The organism is Novosphingobium aeonii (assembly GCF_052279045.1).
Classification (GTDB): Bacteria; Pseudomonadota; Alphaproteobacteria; order Sphingomonadales; family Sphingomonadaceae; genus Novosphingobium.
Genome location: NZ_CP176832.1, coordinates 3,165,685 through 3,184,699, shown reverse-complemented (window position 1 = coordinate 3,184,699; position 19,015 = coordinate 3,165,685). Strand labels below are relative to the sequence as shown.

Sequence of the window (19,015 nt, the reverse complement as noted above, 5' to 3'; positions counted from 1 at the left end):
ATTCCTGCCCTTCCTTTCTAGCCTCGCCGCAATCGCCCAATAGCCGCCCGCACGTCGCGTTCGCCATAAGGCTTGGTCACGACCGGCACGCGCTTGAAATCTCCGGCCATCAACGCGCGTTCGCCGTAGCCGCTTGCGAAAATGAACGGCACGCCGCGCTCGTGAAGGGCGTGGGCGATCGGCTCGCTGGTATCCTTGCCGAGATTGACGTCGAGCATCGCGAAGGAAACGCCGTTGCCTTCGACAAGGGCCATGGCGTCCTGCACCGAACCGGTGATGCGGCAGTCGCCGAAGCCGAGGTCGCGCAGCACGTCTTCCGCCTCCATCGCGATGATGACGTTATCCTCGACGATCAGGGCGATGCCGTCCTGCAAGGTGCCGGCAAGGTCCGAGGCTTCGGGCACATGCGGCGCGGGTTCGCGCTCGGCCGCACTGGGCGTCTCGAAACTGGCGACGTGATCGGCGGGGAGCAGGAACAGGGCCTTCATCCCCTCCACCGGATAGACCACCGAGGCCGAGCCGCCCAGTTCATGCGGGATGGTCCGTTCGATGATGGTGGAGCCGAAGCCGCGCCGGGTGGGTGTCCTTACTGCGGGGCCACCGGATTCGTGCCAGTCAATCTCCAGTGATCCGTCCTCGCCGCGATTGAGCGAAACGGTGACCGTGCCGCGCGAGTCCGAGAGCGCCCCGTACTTGCACGAGTTGGTCATCAGTTCGTGGAACACCAGCGCCAGTGTCGTGAAGGCGCTGGGCGCGATGAGGGCGTCGGGTCCGTCGATCACGACGCGATCGGCGCCGTCGCTGACATAGGCGGCGGTTTCGGTGCGGATCAGGTCGTAGAGCGACGAGGGTGTCCAGTCCTTCTGCGTCACCTGATCGTGCGCGCGGGCAAGGGCGTGGATGCGGCTGCCGACGATCTCGGCGAAATCGTCGATCGTTCGGGCGCCTTCCTTGCTCTGGGTAACCAGACCCCGGATCAGGTTGAGGATGTTGCGGACGCGGTGGTTGAGTTCCGCGATCAGCATGTCCTGCTGGCGGGTCGCCTGTTCGCGCTCGATATGGGCGGCGTCGGCGAGCCGGAGGACCACTTCGAGCAAGGTGATGCGCAGGGCATCGGCGGCGAGGGTTTCCTCCTCCGTCCAGGGGCGCGATTGCCCGCGCCGTTCTTCCTTCCAGATCTCGAAGCTCTTGCGCGGGGTGAGCCGGGCACCGTTCGGACCGAGTTCGATCGCCTTCTCGGGATTTCCTGCCCAGCTCACTTCGCGAAGCTGCTCGCGGCGGAACAGCACGATATAGTCGCGCGGGGTGCGGCTGACCGGCAGCGCGAGCAGGCCGGCGGCCCTGTCCGTCCATTCACGTGCGGGCTCGAACAGCGAGCCGATCGAATCGGTGGACCACACCGTGCTTGCTCCGGCCGTGTTGAGGAAGCGGGCGAGCAGCGAGAACTGCGCCTCGCTCGGCGTCGTACCATGGCTCATGAAGCGGCCATCCACCCAGCCGATCACCCCGTCGAACGGGATGACGCGGCCGATGGATTCGGAGAAATCCTCGAAGGCTTCGAGCAGCGATCCGCCGGAGGCCACGCGGGCCATCATCTCGTCGTGAAGGCGCATCGAGGCGGAGCGTTGCTCCAGCGCGAAGTCGGTTTCCTTCTGCTCCAGCAGATAGGCGAAGAATTCGCCGAACAGCTCGCTCGCGGTGCGGACCGAATAGGACAGTGTGAGGGGAGAATAGTGATGGCAGGCCATCAGGCCCCAGAGCTTGCCGCGTCGCATGATCGAGACCGACATCGACGCCTTCACGCCCATGTTCCGCAAGTATTCGACATGGATCGGAGAGACCGCCCGCAGGCCCGACATCGACAGGTCCAGCGGATCGCCGTTCGGGTCGGTCGCCGGGTAGATCGGCACGGTCGGGTCGTCCACGTCGCTGATGATGCGCAGCAGGTTGCGGGTGTAGAGCCGGCGTGCCTGGGCGGGAATGTCGGAGGCGGGAAAATGCAGGCCCTTGAAGCTGTCGACCATGCCGTTGAGGCTTTCGGCCACGACTTCGCCGGCCCCGTCGCCCTCGAAGCGGTAGACCATCACGCGGTCGAACCCGGTGAGGCCGCGCAAGTGCCGGGCAGCGCTGGCGCAGAGTTGCTCGATCGAGCTGGACTGGCGCAGGCGGTCGATCATCGGGCGCACGTAGCTCACGAAATCGCGGCGGCGCCCGCCCTCATGCGGTTCGATCTCCAGCACATAGGATCGGCCGGAGGCATGGACCGCCATGTCGAACAGCCGTCCGTCGCCAAGCAGGTCCACTTCGAAGAGGCGCTCTACAGTGGCGGCGCCGCCGAGAACCTGGAGGCGCGTGCGCACGTCGTGCATCGCCTCGGGCGAGAGGAACTGCGTGGCGGGCACGCCCACCATGTCGGCTGGCGCAACGCCGAACAGGGTTTCGCAGTTGAGAGAGACGTGATTGATGATCCAGTCGCTCGAAAACGACAGAAGCCAGCCGAAGCTCTGGATGCGGCCGATGATGTGGATCGGTTCGAGGTCGCAGGTGGAAAGGTTTACCTGATGCATGCCGTCAGCCACGCGCTTCGCTTTCGGAAACAATAACGATATCCGCGCTGAGCGCGAAGGCCTGGGCGAAAGCAGGGGCGAAGGCGTCGAAGCCTGCGAGCTCTGCCGTGGCGGCGCGCAGCGCGGTCGGCAGGTCGGTGTCTTGGAAAGTCAGGTCCTCGGTCCGCATTCTCAAATTCGCCTAACATTAATCGTCGCAAGCGGATGGGTGCGCGACCGTCTTTGCGGAACTGCCCCCGTCCAAGGCAGCAGAACGCTTGCGTTGGAGATATGTTCCTCAGGAACGCTTTAGCGAGCTCTCTGCGCGCCGTCTGTTCACTTCTGTACGGTTGAGGCGGGAACCGCAAGCGACCTGCCGCATTGTGACCCTTACCGCCCGGGTCCCCGCGGCAAAGGCATCACGGCAGATCAGGGAGCCGATGAAGATGGAGTTACAGACGAGCCAGGAGCAAAGCGATCTTCTCGCAGCGCTGAGGCCCGCGGACTTCGCCCTGCTGCAACCACATCTTGCGGAAGTGCGCATGAAATCCGGCGAGGTGATCTACCAGCCGGGCGATGCGGTGGAGTATTGCTATCTTCCGCGCGGCGCCTCGGTCTGCTCGTTCTTCGTGGAGCTCGACAGCGGCATCGCGGTGGAAACGATTCTGGTGGGGCGCGAAGGCGCGCTTGGCGGAGTGGTCAGCCAGGGCAGCCTTCCCGCCTATGCCCGGGCCAACGTGCTTCACGGCGGCCTGTTCTGGCGCATCCCGACGCGGCAGCTTGACGAGGCGAAGCGCCAGTCCCCGGTGATCGGCAATCTTTTCTCGCGTTATGCGGACTGCATGATGGCGCAAGTGTTCCAGTCGATCGCCTGCAATGCCGTCCACACGATCGAACAGCGCGCGGCCAAGTGGCTCGGCGCCGCGGTCGACCGGATCGGCCGCAACGACGTGACGATGACGCAGGAACAGCTTGCCTCCATGATGGGGATCGGTCGCAGCTATGCCAGCCGCGTGCTCCAGCGTTTCAAGCGGGAAGGGCTGGTCCGCACGCGCCGTGGCGGCATAGCCGTGTCCGACCGCGAGAGCCTGCGCAGCAAGGCCTGTTCGTGCAACGATCACGTCGCTGCGCATTTCAATAAAGTGCTCGGCGGAGTCTATCCCTCCGCGGATTGAACCGCAGGTCCGGCCTTCGCGCGGCTATTGGATCCGGTCCGGTCCGGTTGTCGTGAAAGAGACACCGAACTGCCATCGAACTTGCGCTCAATTGCCATGAAGCGCCCCTAGCACCCCCTGTGCGAATGTTACAGGAACAGGGGCAAATCCATGACTGAAGGGCTTCCCGCCAACGGTTACACCGATGGCGATGTCGATACCAATTCCACCACCGAGCGCTCGCTCGAAAGCATGGCGGTAGAGCGCTATTCGCGCCGGCAGGCCCTGTTCCGGGGCGCTGGCGCAACGACCATGGCGTTCATGGGCACGGCCGTGCTCGCCGCCTGCGGCGATGACGACGGCGAAGGCGTGGCCGTTACCGCCGGCGCCAATGTCGCGACCAGCGCCGGACGTGTCGTGACCCTCACCGGCAGCCCGGCGAACGGTTATGCCGGGTTCGACACGGCCTGGGCGCAGACCTCGGGTCCCGATGTCGAACTGACCGGTTCGGGTTCGTCGGTCTCCTTCATCGCACCCGCCGTGAGCGCCGCGACCGATCTGGTCTTCACGTTCTCGGCCAAGGACGTCGTCGGCAAGACCCGCACCGCCACCACGACCATTCGCGTGTCGCCGGCGGTGCTGGGCTTCGCTGCCGTACCTCACAGCCTTGCGGATACCGTGAAGGTGCCGTCAGGCTATTCGGTCACGGTGATGACCCGCCTCGGCGATCCGCTGGCCACCGGCGTCTCCGCCTATGCCAACGACGGCACGGATGACAACTTCGCCCAGCGCATCGGCGACCATGGCGATGCTCTGCACTTCTTCGGGCTTTCGGCGGCCGGCGCACGTGACGAAACCAGCTCGACGCGCGGGCTCATGGTGCAGAACCACGAGAACCTCAACGTCCAGTACCTGCATCCCAACGGCCCCACCAACGTCTCCACCGGCCCCCGCCCTGCAGCGGAAGCGCTCAAGGAGATCGAGGCGCACGGTGTCTCGGTGTCGGAATATATCGATGCCGGCAGCCGCAAGTGGTCCTATGTGCCGACCAGCGCGTTCAATCGCCGCATTACCCCGAACACGCCGATGAGCTTCCACGGCCCCGCCGCCGGCTCGACCCTGCTGGTTACCGCCTATTCTGCCGCCGGCACCGCGGGACGCGGAACGATCAACAACTGCGCCAACGGCATCGCGCCCTGGGGAACCAACCTCACCTGCGAGGAAAACTGGGCAGGCTATTTCCGCCGCGTCAGCACCGACAACGCCGCAAGACCGGTTCGGGAAGTCACGGCGCTGGCCCGCTACGGCGTGACCAGCACAGTGGGCAGCTACGCCTGGTCGACCGTGGCCTCGACCGACACCATCTTCACCAAGTGGAACGCCAGCGCCATCGGCGCTGCCGCTTCGGACGATTTCCGCAACGAGCCCAACCAGTACGGATGGGTCGTCGAAATCGATCCCTACGATCCGACCTCGACGCCGCGCAAACGCACCGCGCTGGGGCGTTTCGGCCATGAAGGCGCTTTCGTGCGTGCCGTCGCCGGGCAAAAGGTCGGCGTCTACATGGGCGACGATTCGCGCCGTGAATACCTCTACAAGTTCGTCTCCACGGCGACTTATGCCGCCGCCGATGCTTCGACGACCAGCCGCCTCGCCATGGGCGACAAGTACCTCGACGCCGGTATCCTCTACGTCGCGAAGTTCGGTGCCGACGGCACGGGCCAGTGGCTGCCGCTGGTGTTCGGTTCGGTTCCCAACCGCCCGGCAAGCGGCTCCACGCCGGAATACGTCTTTGCCGACCAGGCCGACATTCTCGTCAATCCGCGCCTTGCCGCGGACGCCCTGGGCGCAACGCCGATGGACCGGCCGGAATGGACGGCAGGCAACCCGGTGACGGGGGAAATCTATCTCACGCTCACCAACAACAATGCCGCCGGTCGCCCGCTCGCCGGCACCGATCCCGCCAATCCGCGTCATTATGGCGATCCCAACCTTTCGGCCTCGACCAGCTACGGCAATCCGAACGGCCACATCGTCCGCCTGCGCGAAGATGGCGACAATACCGCATCGCTCACCTTCAAGTGGGATATCTACCTGTTCGGCGCCGATGCGACCGATTACGGCAGCGACGCCAACGTCAACGTCTCCGGGCTCACCGTGGACAACGACTTCTCCAGCCCGGACGGCTGCTATTTCTCGCGCAGCACCAATCCGGCGGGCCAGATCAACCCCGTGCTCTGGATCGAGACCGACGACGGCGCGATGACGGACCGCACCAATTGCATGCTGCTCGCCGCGATCCCCGGCCATGTCGGCGATGGCGGGGCGAAGACCATCACGAACAAGGACTCGGCCGGCGCCACGGCAACCCAGGCCACTATCGTTGGCGCGGCAGCGACCGCCGCCAACCTGCGCCGCTTCCTGGTCGGTCCGGTCCAGTGCGAGATCACCGGCATCGACATGACGCCGGATGGGCGCACGCTCTTCGTCGGCATCCAGCATCCCGGCGAGAACGGCACGCCCGCCGCGCCGTCCAGCCACTGGCCCGATAGCCAGGCCGGCTCTCCGGCGGCGACGGTGCGTCCGCGTTCGGCGATCGTGGCGATCACCAAGGACGACGGCGGCGTCATCGCCCTGTGATGACGCGCGGGTGAGTGACGGGCGGGGCGCACATTCACGCCTCGCCATCGCTCTCTGAAAAAGTGGAAGGGGAGGGACGCGCCGCGTTCCCTCCCCTTCTGCGCATCTCCCATGGTTGTATCGCCCGGGCGTTGCGCCTTGGCAGCGCGGCGGCTGGCACTGCCTCGTACGATGGCTTAATGAACACACCTGTTGATAACGGGAGAGGCCACGTGAAAGAGACGGGCAAGTCGCAGTCGGCTACGCTGACCGCCAAGGATATGGATGAGGAACGCCTCGCCACTTACCCCACCGATGCCTTCCTTTCGAAGGAATACCTTGCGGCAGAGAAGAAGCTGCTGTGGCCGAAGATCTGGCAAATGGTCGAGCGGGAGACCGACCTTCCCAATCCGGGAGACTGGATGACCTATAACGTCGCGGACGAATCGGTCATCGTCCTGCGCCGGGAAGACGGCTCGCTGCGGGCCTTCCACAATGTCTGCCCCCACCGCGGCCGCCAACTCGTCTCCGTTCCCGAAGGTGCTCACGACGTGCGCGGCAGCAATCGCCGCAGCTTCGTTTGCGGTTTCCACGGCTGGACCTTCGATCTCGACGGGAAGAACACCTACATTCTCGACCCGCAGGACTGGCACAACAAGCTCACGCCGGAAATGACCTGCCTGTCGGACGTGCAGGTCGATACCTGGGGCGGCTTCATCTATATCAACATGGACCCGGACTGCGTTCCCCTGAAGGAATGGATGGGCCGCGCGGGCGAGATCCTCGATCACTTCGAACTCGCGAAGATGCGCTACAAGTGGCGCCAGTGGGCCATCTACGATTGCAACTGGAAGACCGCGATCGAGGCGTTCCTGGAACCCTATCACGTTGCCGGAACCCATACCCAGCTTCTGGCCTACGGCAATTACTACGCGCTCTCGAAGCAGTATGGGCTGCACTCGGTGTCCAGCTACGACACGCGCGACAGCAAGTTCGCGATGAGTGAAAGCGCCGGCACCACCCGCGCCGGCAAGGGCGACGATCCGCGCCGCTCGACGTACGAGCTGATCAAGGAAAACTACGAGACGGTGAACTACTCCGCCTCGACGGAAACACTCGTCAACGCGGCCAGCCGCCTGGTCGACGAACTGCCGGAGGGGACCTCGGCGCAGGATGTCATCGCGCACTGGATGGCATCGGCCAAGCGCGACGATGCCGCGCGGGGCGTCGCCTGGCCGGAAGTCCCGGCCGAGATCATGGCCGAGGCCGGGCTCGCCTGGGGCCTGTTCCCCAACCAGAACATCCTGCACGGGGTGACTTTCGCACTCTGCTACCGCGTGCGCCCCTATGGCGACGATCCGAACAAGTGCATCTTCGAAAGCTATGCGCTGGAACGCTTCCCCGAAGGCGAGGTGCCGGAAACGGAGTGGACTTACGCTGACCCAACCGGCGACAACTGGGGTTCGGTGCTGGCTCAGGACTTCTCGAACATGGAGTTCGTGCAGAAGGGCATGAAGTCTTCGGGCTTCCGCGGGCCGCTGCCCAATCCGCATCAGGAGCAGAAGGTCATCAACCTTCACCGCAACCTCGCGAACTTCCTTGAAGGGCGCGGCGCGCCCACCAAGCTGGCCATCGATTACGACTAGGGCCTATATCGCCGGATGGCCCCGTGCCGTCCGGCGGCGCTTATTCGAGAGGAAGGGTGCGGGGCTCCTTGATCGCCTCCAGCACGATGCTCGACTTCACATCGCGCACGCCGGGGATGCGAACCAGCGTCTTCAGGGTGATCTGCGAGAGATGCTCCACGTCCCGGGCGATGATGTGGACCAGATAGTCCATGTCCCCCGTCACGGCGTGGCAGGCGATGACATAGGGATTGTCGCGGATCGCCTGTTCGAAGCGCGTGATGTTCTCGTCGATATGGGCGTTGAGGTTGATGAGCACATAGGCTTCGATCTCGAAGCCCAGCTTGCGCGGGTCGAGCACCGGCGCATAGCCCAGGATCACGCCTTCATCTTCCAGACGCTTGATCCGGCGGCTTACCGGCGTGGCGGAAAGGGCGGTGCGTTCCGCCACTTGCGCCACCGCCATGCGCGCGTCTTCCTGTAGCGATGCGATGATCTTGCGGTCGAAAAGGTCGAGCTGCATGATTCCCCTTCAAAAATCCGGGTTCCTGGTGGATTCCGCTATTATGACATAAGACGGCGCGTGCAAATGCACGAATCTTGCGCGTGGCTTGTGATAATCTCTCCAGAATGAAGAAGCCGTCGACAGAGACATCCACGAGCGGGCTTCGGGGAGAGTACGAAGGCGCCGCCGCCGACTATACCGTCGGCCAGGATTGGCATTCCTACACCCCGGAGATGCACCAACGCTGGCGCCGCCTCCACGCGAGGCAATCGGCGCTGGTGGCGACGCATGCCTGTGCGGCCTTCCGCGAAGGGCTCGCGCGGCTGGACTGTGCGGAGGGTATTCCGCGCTTCGAGGATGCCAATGCGATTCTCGGCCCTGCTACCGGCTGGCAGCTTGTCGGCGTGCCCGGTTTCATTCCCGATGCGGTGTTCTTCGACCATCTCGCCCATCGCCGCTTCCCGGTGACGCGCTGGCTGCGGGAGGAACATGAACTGGACTACCTCGTCGAGCCGGACGTGTTCCATGATTTCTTCGGCCATGTGCCGATGCTGCTGGACCCGACGATCGCCGATTTCCTGGAGCTTTACGGCAAGGCCGGAACGCGGGCGATGGCGATGGACGCGCTCGACATGCTGGCACGGATCTACTGGTACACCATCGAGTTCGGGCTGGTGCGCGAGGATGGCGGGCTGAAGGTCTTCGGCGCCGGGATCATCTCCTCGTCCAGCGAGACGCGCTATTCGATCGAGGATCGCGAGGTCCTGCGCCTGCCGTTCGATGCGGTCCGCGTCATGCGCACGGGCTACATGATCGACTCCTTCCAGAAGACCTATTTCGTCCTCGAAAGCCTGCCGCAGCTGATCGAGGACCTCGTCGGGCTGGACTTCGGCCCGGTCTACGAAACCTGGCGCGCCGCGCCGCCCATTCCCGCTGGAGACCTGCTTTCCGGCGAAACCCCCTTCGGAGAACTGACCCCATGACCGACATCTTCGACAACCCCATCGGCCTCGACGGATTCGAGTTCGTTGAATTCTCCGCACCCGAGAAGGGCGTGCTGGAGCCGGTTTTCGAAGCGATGGGCTTTACCAAGATCGCCCGCCACCGTTCGAAGGACGTTGAGCTTTGGCGTCAGGGCGGGATCAACTTCATCACAAATTACGAGCCGCACAGCCCGGCCTGGTTCTTCAGCCGCGAACACGGTCCCTCCGCCTGCGGCATGGGATTCCGCGTCAGGGACGCCCGCGCTGCCTATGCCGAACTTCTGGCGCGTTCGGCCGAGCCGATCCAGGTCGCGACCGGCCCGATGGAACTGCACCTTCCCGGCATTCGCGGCATCGGCAATTCCATCATCTACCTGATCGACCGTTATGAGCGGATCGATGAAAACGGGGAAAGCGACGGCGCGCTGTCGATCTATGACATCGATTTCGAATATCTGCCGGGGGTGGACCGCCACCCGGTCGGCGCTGGGTTCGACCTGATCGACCACCTCACGCATAACGTCTATGGCGGCCGCATGGCCTATTGGGCGGATTATTACGAGAAGCTCTTCAATTTCCGCGAGATTCGCTACTTCGACATCAAGGGCGAATATACCGGCCTGACCTCCAAGGCGCTCACCGCGCCGGACGGCAAGATCCGCATCCCGCTCAACGAGGAAGCCGAGGGCGGCAAGGGCCAGATCGACGAGTTCCTCCGGGCCTTCAACGGTGAGGGCATCCAGCATATCGCCCTGATCTGCGACGATCTCATCGGCGCATGGGATCGTCTGAAGTCGCTTGGCGTGCCCTTCATGACCGCGCCGCCGGAAACCTATTACGAGATGCTGGCCGAGCGCCTGCCCGGGCACGGCGAGCCGGCCGACGAACTCAAGGCGCGCGGCATCCTGCTGGATGGTACGACCGACGGCGGCCAGCCGCGCCTGCTGCTCCAGATCTTCGCCGAAGCGCGGGTGGGGCCGGTGTTCTTCGAATTCATCCAGCGCAAGGGCGACGACGGCTTCGGCAACGGCAACTTCAAGGCGCTGTTCGAGAGCATGGAGCGCGACCAGATCCGCCGCGGCGTGCTGAAGCCTGCCGAGAGCCCCGCCCGAGAGATGGAAGAACCGGCGGAATAGGCGAGCACTACCGAAAGGGCGGGAGAGAAGAGGAAAACCTCATCCCGCCCATTCCGAGCCCTGGCCCAAGGGCAGGCCTGCCGAAGTGGAAGCTTGTCCAGGCACGACCGGCGCACCACTTCGGATGTACGGAGAGAGAAGATGACTGAACAGAGCCCCCAACCGGCCCCCATTCTCGGCGGAATCCACCATGTCGCCTACCGCTGCCGCGACGCCAAGGAGACCGTGGACTTCTACCGCGATGTGATGGGCATGGATTTCATGCTTGCCATTGCCGAGGACAAGGTGCCCTCCACCGGCGCGCCCGATCCCTACATGCATGTCTTCCTCGACTGCGGCGGCGGCAACGTGCTGGCTTTCTTCGAGCTGCCGAATGCGCCCGAGATGGGCCGGGACGAGGCGACCCCGGCCTGGGTCCAGCATATCGCCTTCAAGGTCGAGAGCGAGAAAGGTCTGCTTGCCGCCAAACAGCGGGCCGAAGCGCGCGGGCTGGAAGTGGTGGGCCCGGTCCACCACGGGGTGTTCAAGTCGATCTATTTCTTCGATCCGAACGGCCACCGCCTCGAACTGGCCTGGCAATTCGGGACCTCCAGCCAGATGGCGAGCCTCAGGGCGGTTGCGGATGACATGCTGGAGGAGTGGTCGCGTACCCGCAAGGCACCGCGCCATGCCGCGTGGCTGCACGAGAAGATCGCGGCGGAGACCTGATCGCGTGCGGCTTCATGGCTACTGGCGCAGCTCCACCAGCTATCGCCTGCGGATTGCGCTGGCCCTCAAGGGGTTGGAATACGAGCAGGTCGAAGTGAACCTGCTTGGCGCGGAGCAGCGCTCCGAGGAATACCGCCGCCTGAATCCCTTCGGCGGTGTTCCGGCGCTGGAGGTCGACGGGCGCATCTACGCGCAGTCGATGGCGATCCTGGAATGGCTCGACGAGCGTTTCCCGGACCGTCCGCTGCTCCCCCGCGATGTCGAGGATCGTTTCGCCGTGCGCGAACTGGCCATGGCGATTGCCACCGAACTTCACGCACCGCTCAACTTGCCGGTGCTGGCTTACCTCAAACATGACCTCGGCCATTCGCAGGACGAGATCGATGTCTGGTATCGGCACTGGATCGCCCGCACTTTCGAGGGCGTGGAGGCGCGGCTGGCGCAGCGCGGGGCGGGGGAGTTCCTGCTCGGCGCGCCCGGCATGTTCGAATGCGTTCTTATGCCGCAGCTCTATAATGCGCGGCGATTTTCCTGCGATCTCGGGGCCTTTCCGCATCTGACGCAGATCGAGGCGGCTTGCCGGGAGCACCCGGCTTTCGCCGCGGCGCATCCCGACGTTCAGGCGGCTCGCCCCTCCTGAGGGCGGGGTTTGCGAAAAGGGTCAGGCCTTCGGCGTGACCCAGACTTCGACCGGGGCCGCGAACTTGCCCGGTGCGGGCTTGCCCACATGGACGCGGTCCGCGGTAACGAGTTCGCCGCTCGCGAGGTTGAAGCTGGCCCAGGGCTTGGGCATGCGGCCGAAGGTCATCTTCTGGATGGGCTGGCCGGTGGTCGAATTCATGATGGTGGCGATGATGCTCATCCGCCCGCCCGTAGCCATGTCGGGCCGGGCGGGTCCAGCGCCGAACCGCAGCTATGCACGGCCCAATTCATCGCCCCGGATTTCGATCCGGGACGGCGGCCGGATCAGCTTTCCGCAGGCGCCAGCAGCAGGTCGCGCAGTGCATGGAGGCTCGGCAGAACCTGCGCGCAGACCAGTGTCTGTTCCTCGGTCGCAGGCAGGAGATCGGGTACCATGACCGTGGCGATCCCTGCCGCCGTGGCCGAGCGAACGCCCGCCGGGCTGTCCTCGATGGCGACGCAGTGCGCCGGATCGACGCCCAGACGGCTGGCGGCCAGGAGATAGGGTTCGGGATGTGGCTTTGCCTGCGCCACGTCGTTGCGGGTGACGACGACATCGAAATAGTGGAGCAGCCCGGCCTTCTCCAGCCGCTGCTGCGCATAAGGCGCCTCGGAAGACGTGGCGATCGCCATCGGCACGCCTGCCTTGGCGAAGTGCGCCAGAATCACGTCCGCGCCGGGACGAAGCGGAATTCCGGCTTCTAGCATGGCTTCGAACACCGCGTCGCTCTCCGCAAAGAACCGGTCGAGCGGAAAGTCAGGCCCCATGAAGTCCGCCACCAGCCGGCGCGATCCATCGCGGTGGATGCCGACCATGGAGGCCTGCAGTTCTTCGGCCAGCGGATAGCCCATCGCCTTGCCGGTCTGCGCGAAAGCCCTGCCATGCGCGGCCTCGGTATCGAGCAGGGTGCCGTCCATGTCGAAGATCGCGGCGCGGATCGGATCGGGAAGAAGGGAAGAGCGAACGGTTTCTGAAATCAGGGCCATGCCTTACAATATGAAGGCTGAGTGCGGCGGAACCATTGCAAAACAGGAATGTGCAGTTGCGAAAAGCGCCGGTTGCGCGCGGCCGGATGCTTCTGGCTGGAAAAGGGGCAGTGACGGGTCAGGTGTCAGAACGCATCCCGGTCCAGTTCCTCAAGCCCCAGTTCCTTGCAGAGTGCGGCGCGGGCGGAAAGGCAATCGGCCCAGAGGGCGGGGTTCGACAGGTCTTCCACGGCGATGTGTTCGGGCCAGAGGCGCGCGACGAGGGCTTCGATGCGGTCGAGCTTTTCAGGCGTCGCCATGAAGCGCGGGTCTACCGCCGCGGGATTGGCGACGACGCGAAGGCGCAGGCAGGCGGGGCCGCCGCCATTGGCCATCGATTCGCGCAAGTCATGGACGAAGAGATGGCGGATCGGCCCGTTGCCGGAGACATGGCCTTCCAGCCAGGCCCACACGGCCGGCGTTTCCCGCGCTTCTCCGGGCAGCACGAGCGCAGCCTCGCCCGAGGGCAGCGTTACCAGCTGGGCATTGAACAGGTAGGAGCGGATCGCATCGGCAAGGCTCACCTCGCTTGCGGGGACCTCGACGATTTCCACTTCCGGCAGCTTCGCGCGCAAGTCGGCGTAAAAGCCCTCGCGGTCGGCGAAGGCCTGTTCGTGCGTGAACAGCACGCGCTCGTTGGCGACCGCGACGACATCGTTGTGGAAGGCGCCGGCGGCGATGGCCTCGGCCGACTGGAGGGCAAGGATCGTGCGCTCCGGGTCCAGGCCGTGGCGGCGGGCAACGGCGGCGCTGGCTTCACGGTGCTGGCGGGCGGGGAACGGGCCGCCCGCCTCGCCGTAGACGAAGACCTCCACGCCCGGCGCATCGTGGCGGGCGCAGAGGCGCATGTGATTGGCGGCGCCTTCATCGCCGAAGGGGGGCGGCACCGGGGCGTGGACGGCGAAATGCGCGTCATTGGCGAAGGCGATTCGGAGCTGCGCCAGCGTCTCCTGCCATTCGTGGCTGCGGTGCGGCATCGTGACGAGGTTCGCCGCAGTGAGATGGCAGCGACCGTCGGCGGTGTCGGGCGCGGGAGAGACAGTGGCGGCATTGGCGGCCCACATCGACGAGGCCGAGAGGGCATTGGCCCGGAGCGTTGCGCTCGCCGTTTCGGGCGTGGTGCCGAGCCGGGCCAGCCAACCTGCATCGGGGCGGCGCTGGGGCAGGAAAAAGCCCTGCGCCAGCCCGCGTTCCAGGTTCGCGCGCATCTTGGCGATGCCCTGCAGGGCTGCGGCGCGCGGGGCTGAGACCTTGCCGAGGTTCCGGGCCGAGGCGAGATTGCCGAGGCTGAGGCCTGCATAGTTGTGGGTCGGGCCGACGATGCCGTCGAAATTGATCTCGGTGAGCATGAAGGGCCTCAGGCGCTGGCGTAAGTGATCGTGTCGCCCGGCGCGACGCCGAGCAGGGCTGCCGCCGCACTGTCCAGCACGACGCCGCCATCCGCCGTGTCGACATGGCCGAGGCAGGCGCGGAACGTGGCGAGATGGCCGGTGGCGACGAGGTGGCTGGCCTCGGTCCCGTCATCCTCCACCAGGGCGGTGATCGGCGCCGTGCGGGCTTCCTGCACGGTGCGGATGTGATCGGTGCGGGCGATCATGGTCGGCCCGCCGTCGAAGATGTCGACGTAATTCTGGAAGGCGAAGCCCTCGTTTTCCAGCATCCGCATCGCCGGACGGCCCGAATAGTGCGGCTGGCCCATGACCTGCCGCGCGGCTTCGGAAAGGAGCGCGGTGTAGATCGGATGCTTGGGCATGAGGTCGGCGATGAACTGGTTGCCGTGCTTGGCGTTGAATTCGTCGGCATCGCGGAAGCTCATGTCGAAGAAGCGCCCGGCGAGCCCGTCCCAGAACGGGGAGTTGCCGGCATCGTCGATGGCGCCGCGCAGTTCGGCCAGCGTGGTGTCGCCGAACCGCGCACGGTGCATCCGGATGAACAGGTAGCGGCTCCGGGCGAGCAGTTTCCCCACGCCCGCCGAACGCTCGGTGGCGTCGAGGTAGAGCCCGCCCACTTCGCTCGCGCCGTCGAGATCGGTGCAGAGGGTCAGCATGTCGGCGCGGAACGTGCGGTCCAGCTCCTTGGAATGCTGGGTGATGCGGCCGATGCGATAGGAATAGAACGGCAGTTCCGTGCCGACTTGCGAGAACGCCTGGCAGGTGCCGCGCACTTTGCCGGATTCGGTGTCCTCGAGAATGAATACGAAGAGATCGTTGGCGATCTCGTCGCTCTCGCGCGCGAAGCTCTTCGCGGTGCGGGTGAGCTTGGCTTCGAGTGTCGGCTTGTCTGGCGGGAGATTGGTGAAGCCGCCCCCGGTGCCCTTGGCCATGCGGTAAAGGGCTTCAAGGTCCTTTTCCTGTGCGGTGCGCAGGAGGAACGTCATGCGGCAAGTACTCCGGTGCGGTCCAGACGGTGCAGGACCAGGGCGGTGAGGCGGGCGCGGGCGTCGAGGGAATCGGCCAGCAGGAATTCGTCGGGCGAATGGATGGCGCCGCCCAGCGCGCCCATGGTGTCGAGCACCGGCACGCCGCAGGCGGCGATATTGTTGCCGTCGCACACGCCGCCAGTGTCCTTCCAGCTCATCGGCTGTCCCAGGTCGGCGGCGGCCTTGCTGACGAGGCCGTAAAGCGCCTCGGTCGCCGTCGAGATCGCCTTGGGCGGGCGCGAGACGTGACCGTGCAGGTGGACATGCACGTCGTGGATGGCGGTCACTTCGGCCACCATGGCATCGATCAGGGCCTGCGCCTCGGCGGCGAGTTCGGGGGTGGCGGGGCGCATGTTGAAGTGCAGGATCGCAAGGTCCGGCACGGTATTGTTAGGGGCGCCGCCTTCGATCCTGGCGGGGTTCACGGAAAGGCCCGGGCGCCGCATCGCGGCAAGGCGTAGGGCGAGGTCGCCGGCCGCGACCACCGCATTGCGCCCGTCCTCGGGATTGCGCCCGGCGTGGGCCGAGCGGCCTTGAACGACGACCGCGTAGTTGCCCGAACCGGGCCGCGCCCGCGCCATCTGCCCGCCGGGCAGCGCGGGTTCATAGGTCAGCGCCGCCAGCTTGTCCTTCGCCAGACCGGCGATCAGGGCAGCGGAGGAGAGCGAACCGGTCTCCTCGTCGCTGTTGACGAGGACGTCGTAGCCCAGCGTCGGCCCGGATCGTTCGTAGGCGGCAAGTCCCGCCAGCATCAGCGCGAGGCCGCCCTTCATGTCGGCGGTGCCAGGGCCGTGAAGCGTGTTGTCGTCCAGCCAGTCGCAAGTCTGGAACGGATGTTCGCGAGGGTAGACGGTGTCCATGTGGCCGGTGAGGATCACGCGCCGTTCGGCCTGCGGGCGCACGGAGACCACCAGATGGCGGCCATGGACGACTTCGCGGAGCCGGCCCTGCGCGTTGACTTTTTCGACCGGGGCGGGATCGACCAGCCGGACATCGCCCGGCAGGATCGCGAAGGCATCGGCAAGGCGCGCGGCCATCGCCGCCAGCCCCTCGACATGGGCGGTGCCGCTGTTGATCGCCGCCCAGTCCAGCGTGTGGGCGAGGATCGGTGCGCGCGCGACCGGGGCGAGCAGTTCCTGTTCGGCTCCGGTCAGGCCCGCCATCAGCGCAGCTTGCCTGTGAGTGCGCCGCTGTTGCCGGCAGCCGTTGCCGCCTCGAAGCTGGCGACCGGATAGGCGCAGTAGTCGGCCGCGTAATAGGCGCTCGGCCGGTGATTGCCGCTGTCGCCCAGACCGCCGAACGGCATCGAGCCCGCAGCGCCCGTGGTGGGGCGGTTGCGGTTGACCACGCCGGCGCGGCTTTCCAGCACGAAGCGGTCCCACAGGGCGTCATCGGCGCTGACAAGCCCGGCGGAGAGGCCGAAGCGGGTCGCGTTGGCGGCGGCCATGGCGGCGTTGAAGTCTGGCGCGCGGGTGATCTGGATCACCGGGGCGAAGATTTCCTCGTCCGGCACCGCGATCCCGGTCACGTCGATCATGCCGGGGGTGACGAAGGCGCCGCTGCGGCCTGCCACGCCGCCGAACGGACGGACGATCCTGGCACCGCGCGCGGCGAGTTCGGCGAACCGGTCGATCGCGGCCTCGGCGGCGGCTTCCGAGATCAGCGGGCCGATCCAGGGTTCGGGCGTATCGTTCCATTCGCCGATCGCGATCCGGTCCGCCAATGCGCCGACGGCATCGATGAGCGCGGCACCGAACGGGCTGTCCGGCACGATGACGCGGCGGGCGCAGGAGCAGCGCTGGCCGGTGGTGATGAAGCTCGACTGGACGATGACCGAGGCGGCTTCATCGACGTCGCCGTCCCAGACCACCAGCGGGTTGTTGCCGCCGAGTTCGAGGGCGAGGATCACGTCGGGCCGATCAGCGAAGACCCGCCGGAAATGCGCACCCGCGCCTGCCGAGCCGGTGAACAGCAGTCCGTCGATATGTCCGGCGACCAGCGCCTCGCCGGTTTCGCGGGCTCCGTGGACGATCTGGAACACGCCTTCGGGCAGCCCCGCTTCGGCCCAGGCATCGGCCATGGCCTGCCCGGTCGCGGGGGTCATTTCCGAGGGCTTGAAGACCACGGTGTTCCCCGCCAGCAGGGCAGGAACGATGTGGCCGTTCGGCAAGTGGCCGGGGAAGTTGAACGGCCCGAGCACCGCCATGACACCGTGCGGGCGGTGGCGCAGAACGGCCTGTCCGAACGGCATGTCGCTGCGCTTCTCGCCGGCACGCTCGGCCTGTGCGGCGATCGAGATGCCGACCTTGCCGATCATCGAGGCCAGTTCGGTGCGGGTTTCCCAGAGCGGCTTGCCGGTCTCGCGCGAGATCGTCTCGGCAATCGCCTCCTTGCGGGCTTCGAGCACGGCCTTGAACCGCTGTGCCGCCTCGACGCGCGCGGCGACGGGAAGCGAGGCCCAGCCGGGGAAGGCCGCGCGGGCGCGGGCGAGCGCGGCCTTCACGGCTTCCGGGGTGGCGATCTCACCCTCCCAGACGAGCGCACCGCTCGCCGGATCGTAGGACCGGAGCTCGCTCATGCGTTCCTCGTGACGGCGAAGATTCCGGTGGCATTGCCGGAATCGAAAGTGAGATCGAGCTTGCCGGTTTCCGGATCGATATCGCGGGTGATGAATTCGTAGAACGACCCCGGCACCGGCAGCGGCACTTCGGCGCCGTCCGCCTCGCGGAAGGGGCGCACCACCTTGTCGGCAAGGATCGCGGTCTGGCGCACGCGGCCGTTCCGGGAAATCTCGACCGAAGGCTTCATCGGATAGCCGTCCTCCCTCAGTTCCTCGGCCAGCGCGATCACGTTCGCAACGCGGGTCGTGGCATGGTTGAAGGCGTTGCCCTCCGTGGCGATCCAGGCCCCTTCCTTGGTGGCGGGGAGCAGCACCTCGTAATCCGCAAGGGCGGGCGGTTCGTGCTGGCGCCCGAAAGCGGCCAGCGCGCCCTTGAGGGCGGTGACGGCCTCGTCGAAGCTGGCTTCGCCATGTTCGGACAGGGCACCGAGCGCCTGCCATTCGGCCGTGCCCAGCGGATCGGCCGACGTGCCGAACACATTGGCGCAGGCGGTCTGTGCGGCTTCGGGCAGTTCCGAAACGTGGAGTTCCGAAACGAAGAACTGGGGGATCGTTTCGGGCAAATCGCGCTGGACATAAGCGCGCCCGGTCATTTTCAGCGCGGGAAGCGGATAGAGGCCGCCCACTTCATAGCCCAGCGGCGCGAGGAAGCGGGCGAACGCTTCATGCCCGCGCGGGAGTTCGCCGGTCTCGCCGTCGATCGTGCGAAGCGCGCCATGGTCGAACACGATGGTTTCGCCCGCGTCGCGGATCGATTGCACGTAGCGGTCCGCGGTTGGCACGCGGTCCAGCAGGTCCACGAACAGCGCCGCGTTGAGCGCCATCGCGACTTGCGCGCGACTGGCGCTCTCTCCGGTGCCGGCAAGCGCGGGATCGATGGCAAGAGTGGTCAGGGCAAGGGTTGCCGGCTGTTCGCCGACGACCGCGGAAAGCAGCCGGTACAGCATCTGGTCCCGGTTCGCGAAAAGGCTGGAGGCAGAGGGCATCGGTTCC

17 protein-coding genes are annotated in these 19,015 nt (G+C 65.9%); 7 read left to right on the top strand and 10 right to left on the bottom strand.

The features are described 5' to 3' along the window. Positions 1 to 17 precede the first annotated feature (17 nt). Positions 18 to 2,579, bottom strand: coding sequence for an HWE histidine kinase domain-containing protein (locus tag ACLIMP_RS15125; RefSeq protein WP_243692659.1), 2,562 nt, complete (start codon positions 2,577 to 2,579; stop codon positions 18 to 20). Continuing rightward, positions 2,572 to 2,736, bottom strand: coding sequence for a hypothetical protein (locus ACLIMP_RS15120; RefSeq protein ID WP_156336691.1), 165 nt, complete (start codon positions 2,734 to 2,736; stop codon positions 2,572 to 2,574). Before ACLIMP_RS15120 ends, ACLIMP_RS15125 begins: the two co-directional genes overlap by 8 nt. A 256-nt stretch (positions 2,737 to 2,992) precedes the next feature. Between ACLIMP_RS15120 and ACLIMP_RS15115 the strand changes: the two genes are divergently transcribed. The 3 genes from ACLIMP_RS15115 (at position 2,993) to ACLIMP_RS15105 (ending at position 7,965) form a co-directional block, all read left to right on the top strand. Beyond that, positions 2,993 to 3,721, top strand: coding sequence for a Crp/Fnr family transcriptional regulator (locus ACLIMP_RS15115; RefSeq protein ID WP_054439366.1), 729 nt, complete (start codon positions 2,993 to 2,995; stop codon positions 3,719 to 3,721). Between the two features lie 150 nt (positions 3,722 to 3,871). Beyond that, entirely contained in the window at positions 3,872 to 6,340 is a 2,469-nt protein-coding gene (locus ACLIMP_RS15110) for a PhoX family protein (protein ID WP_324696510.1), read from the top strand. Between the two features lie 260 nt (positions 6,341 to 6,600). Then, on the top strand, positions 6,601 to 7,965 hold the full coding sequence (locus ACLIMP_RS15105) for an aromatic ring-hydroxylating oxygenase subunit alpha (RefSeq protein ID WP_324699069.1): 1,365 nt from the start codon (positions 6,601 to 6,603) through the stop codon (positions 7,963 to 7,965). Positions 7,966 to 8,005: 40 nt separating this feature from the next. Here ACLIMP_RS15105 and ACLIMP_RS15100 read toward each other — a convergent pair whose 3' ends face one another. Beyond that, complete coding sequence (locus ACLIMP_RS15100) at positions 8,006 to 8,467, bottom strand: Lrp/AsnC family transcriptional regulator (RefSeq protein WP_054439292.1); 462 nt, start codon at positions 8,465 to 8,467, stop codon at positions 8,006 to 8,008. Positions 8,468 to 8,574: 107 nt separating this feature from the next. Between ACLIMP_RS15100 and phhA the strand changes: the two genes are divergently transcribed. The 4 genes from phhA (at position 8,575) to maiA (ending at position 11,916) form a co-directional block, all read left to right on the top strand. Continuing rightward, on the top strand, positions 8,575 to 9,432 hold the full coding sequence (phhA, locus tag ACLIMP_RS15095; RefSeq protein ID WP_324696508.1) for a phenylalanine 4-monooxygenase: 858 nt from the start codon (positions 8,575 to 8,577) through the stop codon (positions 9,430 to 9,432). After that, positions 9,429 to 10,568 (top strand): 4-hydroxyphenylpyruvate dioxygenase, encoded by a 1,140-nt coding sequence (hppD, locus tag ACLIMP_RS15090; RefSeq protein ID WP_324696506.1) that lies wholly within the window; start codon positions 9,429 to 9,431, stop codon positions 10,566 to 10,568. The genes phhA and hppD overlap by 4 nt, the downstream gene beginning before the upstream one ends. 141 nt (positions 10,569 to 10,709) lie before the next feature. Then, on the top strand, positions 10,710 to 11,276 hold the full coding sequence (locus ACLIMP_RS15085) for a VOC family protein (protein ID WP_443477936.1): 567 nt from the start codon (positions 10,710 to 10,712) through the stop codon (positions 11,274 to 11,276). Positions 11,277 to 11,280: 4 nt separating this feature from the next. Then, positions 11,281 to 11,916: a maleylacetoacetate isomerase gene (gene maiA, locus ACLIMP_RS15080; RefSeq protein ID WP_054439300.1), complete on the top strand. Its 636-nt coding sequence runs from the start codon at positions 11,281 to 11,283 to the stop codon at positions 11,914 to 11,916. A gap of 21 nt (positions 11,917 to 11,937) precedes the next feature. Here the strand turns inward: maiA and ACLIMP_RS15075 are convergent, their stop codons facing one another. The 7 genes from ACLIMP_RS15075 to ACLIMP_RS15045 form a co-directional block, all read right to left on the bottom strand. Then, positions 11,938 to 12,138 (bottom strand): hypothetical protein, encoded by a 201-nt coding sequence (locus ACLIMP_RS15075; protein WP_054439302.1) that lies wholly within the window; start codon positions 12,136 to 12,138, stop codon positions 11,938 to 11,940. 104 nt (positions 12,139 to 12,242) lie between these two features. Next, a complete protein-coding gene (locus tag ACLIMP_RS15070; RefSeq protein ID WP_324696500.1) occupies positions 12,243 to 12,944 on the bottom strand; it encodes an HAD family hydrolase in 702 nt (233 codons plus the stop codon). Between the two features lie 125 nt (positions 12,945 to 13,069). Continuing rightward, a complete protein-coding gene (locus ACLIMP_RS15065) occupies positions 13,070 to 14,332 on the bottom strand; it encodes an N-succinylarginine dihydrolase (protein ID WP_185996822.1) in 1,263 nt (420 codons plus the stop codon). Between the two features lie 8 nt (positions 14,333 to 14,340). Then, positions 14,341 to 15,360: an arginine N-succinyltransferase gene (locus ACLIMP_RS15060; protein WP_054439306.1), complete on the bottom strand. Its 1,020-nt coding sequence runs from the start codon at positions 15,358 to 15,360 to the stop codon at positions 14,341 to 14,343. Next, entirely contained in the window at positions 15,357 to 16,565 is a 1,209-nt protein-coding gene (locus ACLIMP_RS15055; RefSeq protein ID WP_324696497.1) for a hydrolase, read from the bottom strand. Before ACLIMP_RS15055 ends, ACLIMP_RS15060 begins: the two co-directional genes overlap by 4 nt. Then, the gene (astD, locus tag ACLIMP_RS15050) at positions 16,565 to 17,980 is read right to left on the bottom strand and encodes a succinylglutamate-semialdehyde dehydrogenase (RefSeq protein ID WP_324696495.1); all 1,416 of its coding nucleotides are present in this window, start codon (positions 17,978 to 17,980) and stop codon (positions 16,565 to 16,567) included. Before astD ends, ACLIMP_RS15055 begins: the two co-directional genes overlap by 1 nt. Beyond that, complete coding sequence (locus tag ACLIMP_RS15045) at positions 17,977 to 19,008, bottom strand: 2-oxoadipate dioxygenase/decarboxylase family protein (RefSeq protein WP_324696493.1); 1,032 nt, start codon at positions 19,006 to 19,008, stop codon at positions 17,977 to 17,979. Before ACLIMP_RS15045 ends, astD begins: the two co-directional genes overlap by 4 nt. Positions 19,009 to 19,015 lie beyond the last annotated feature (7 nt).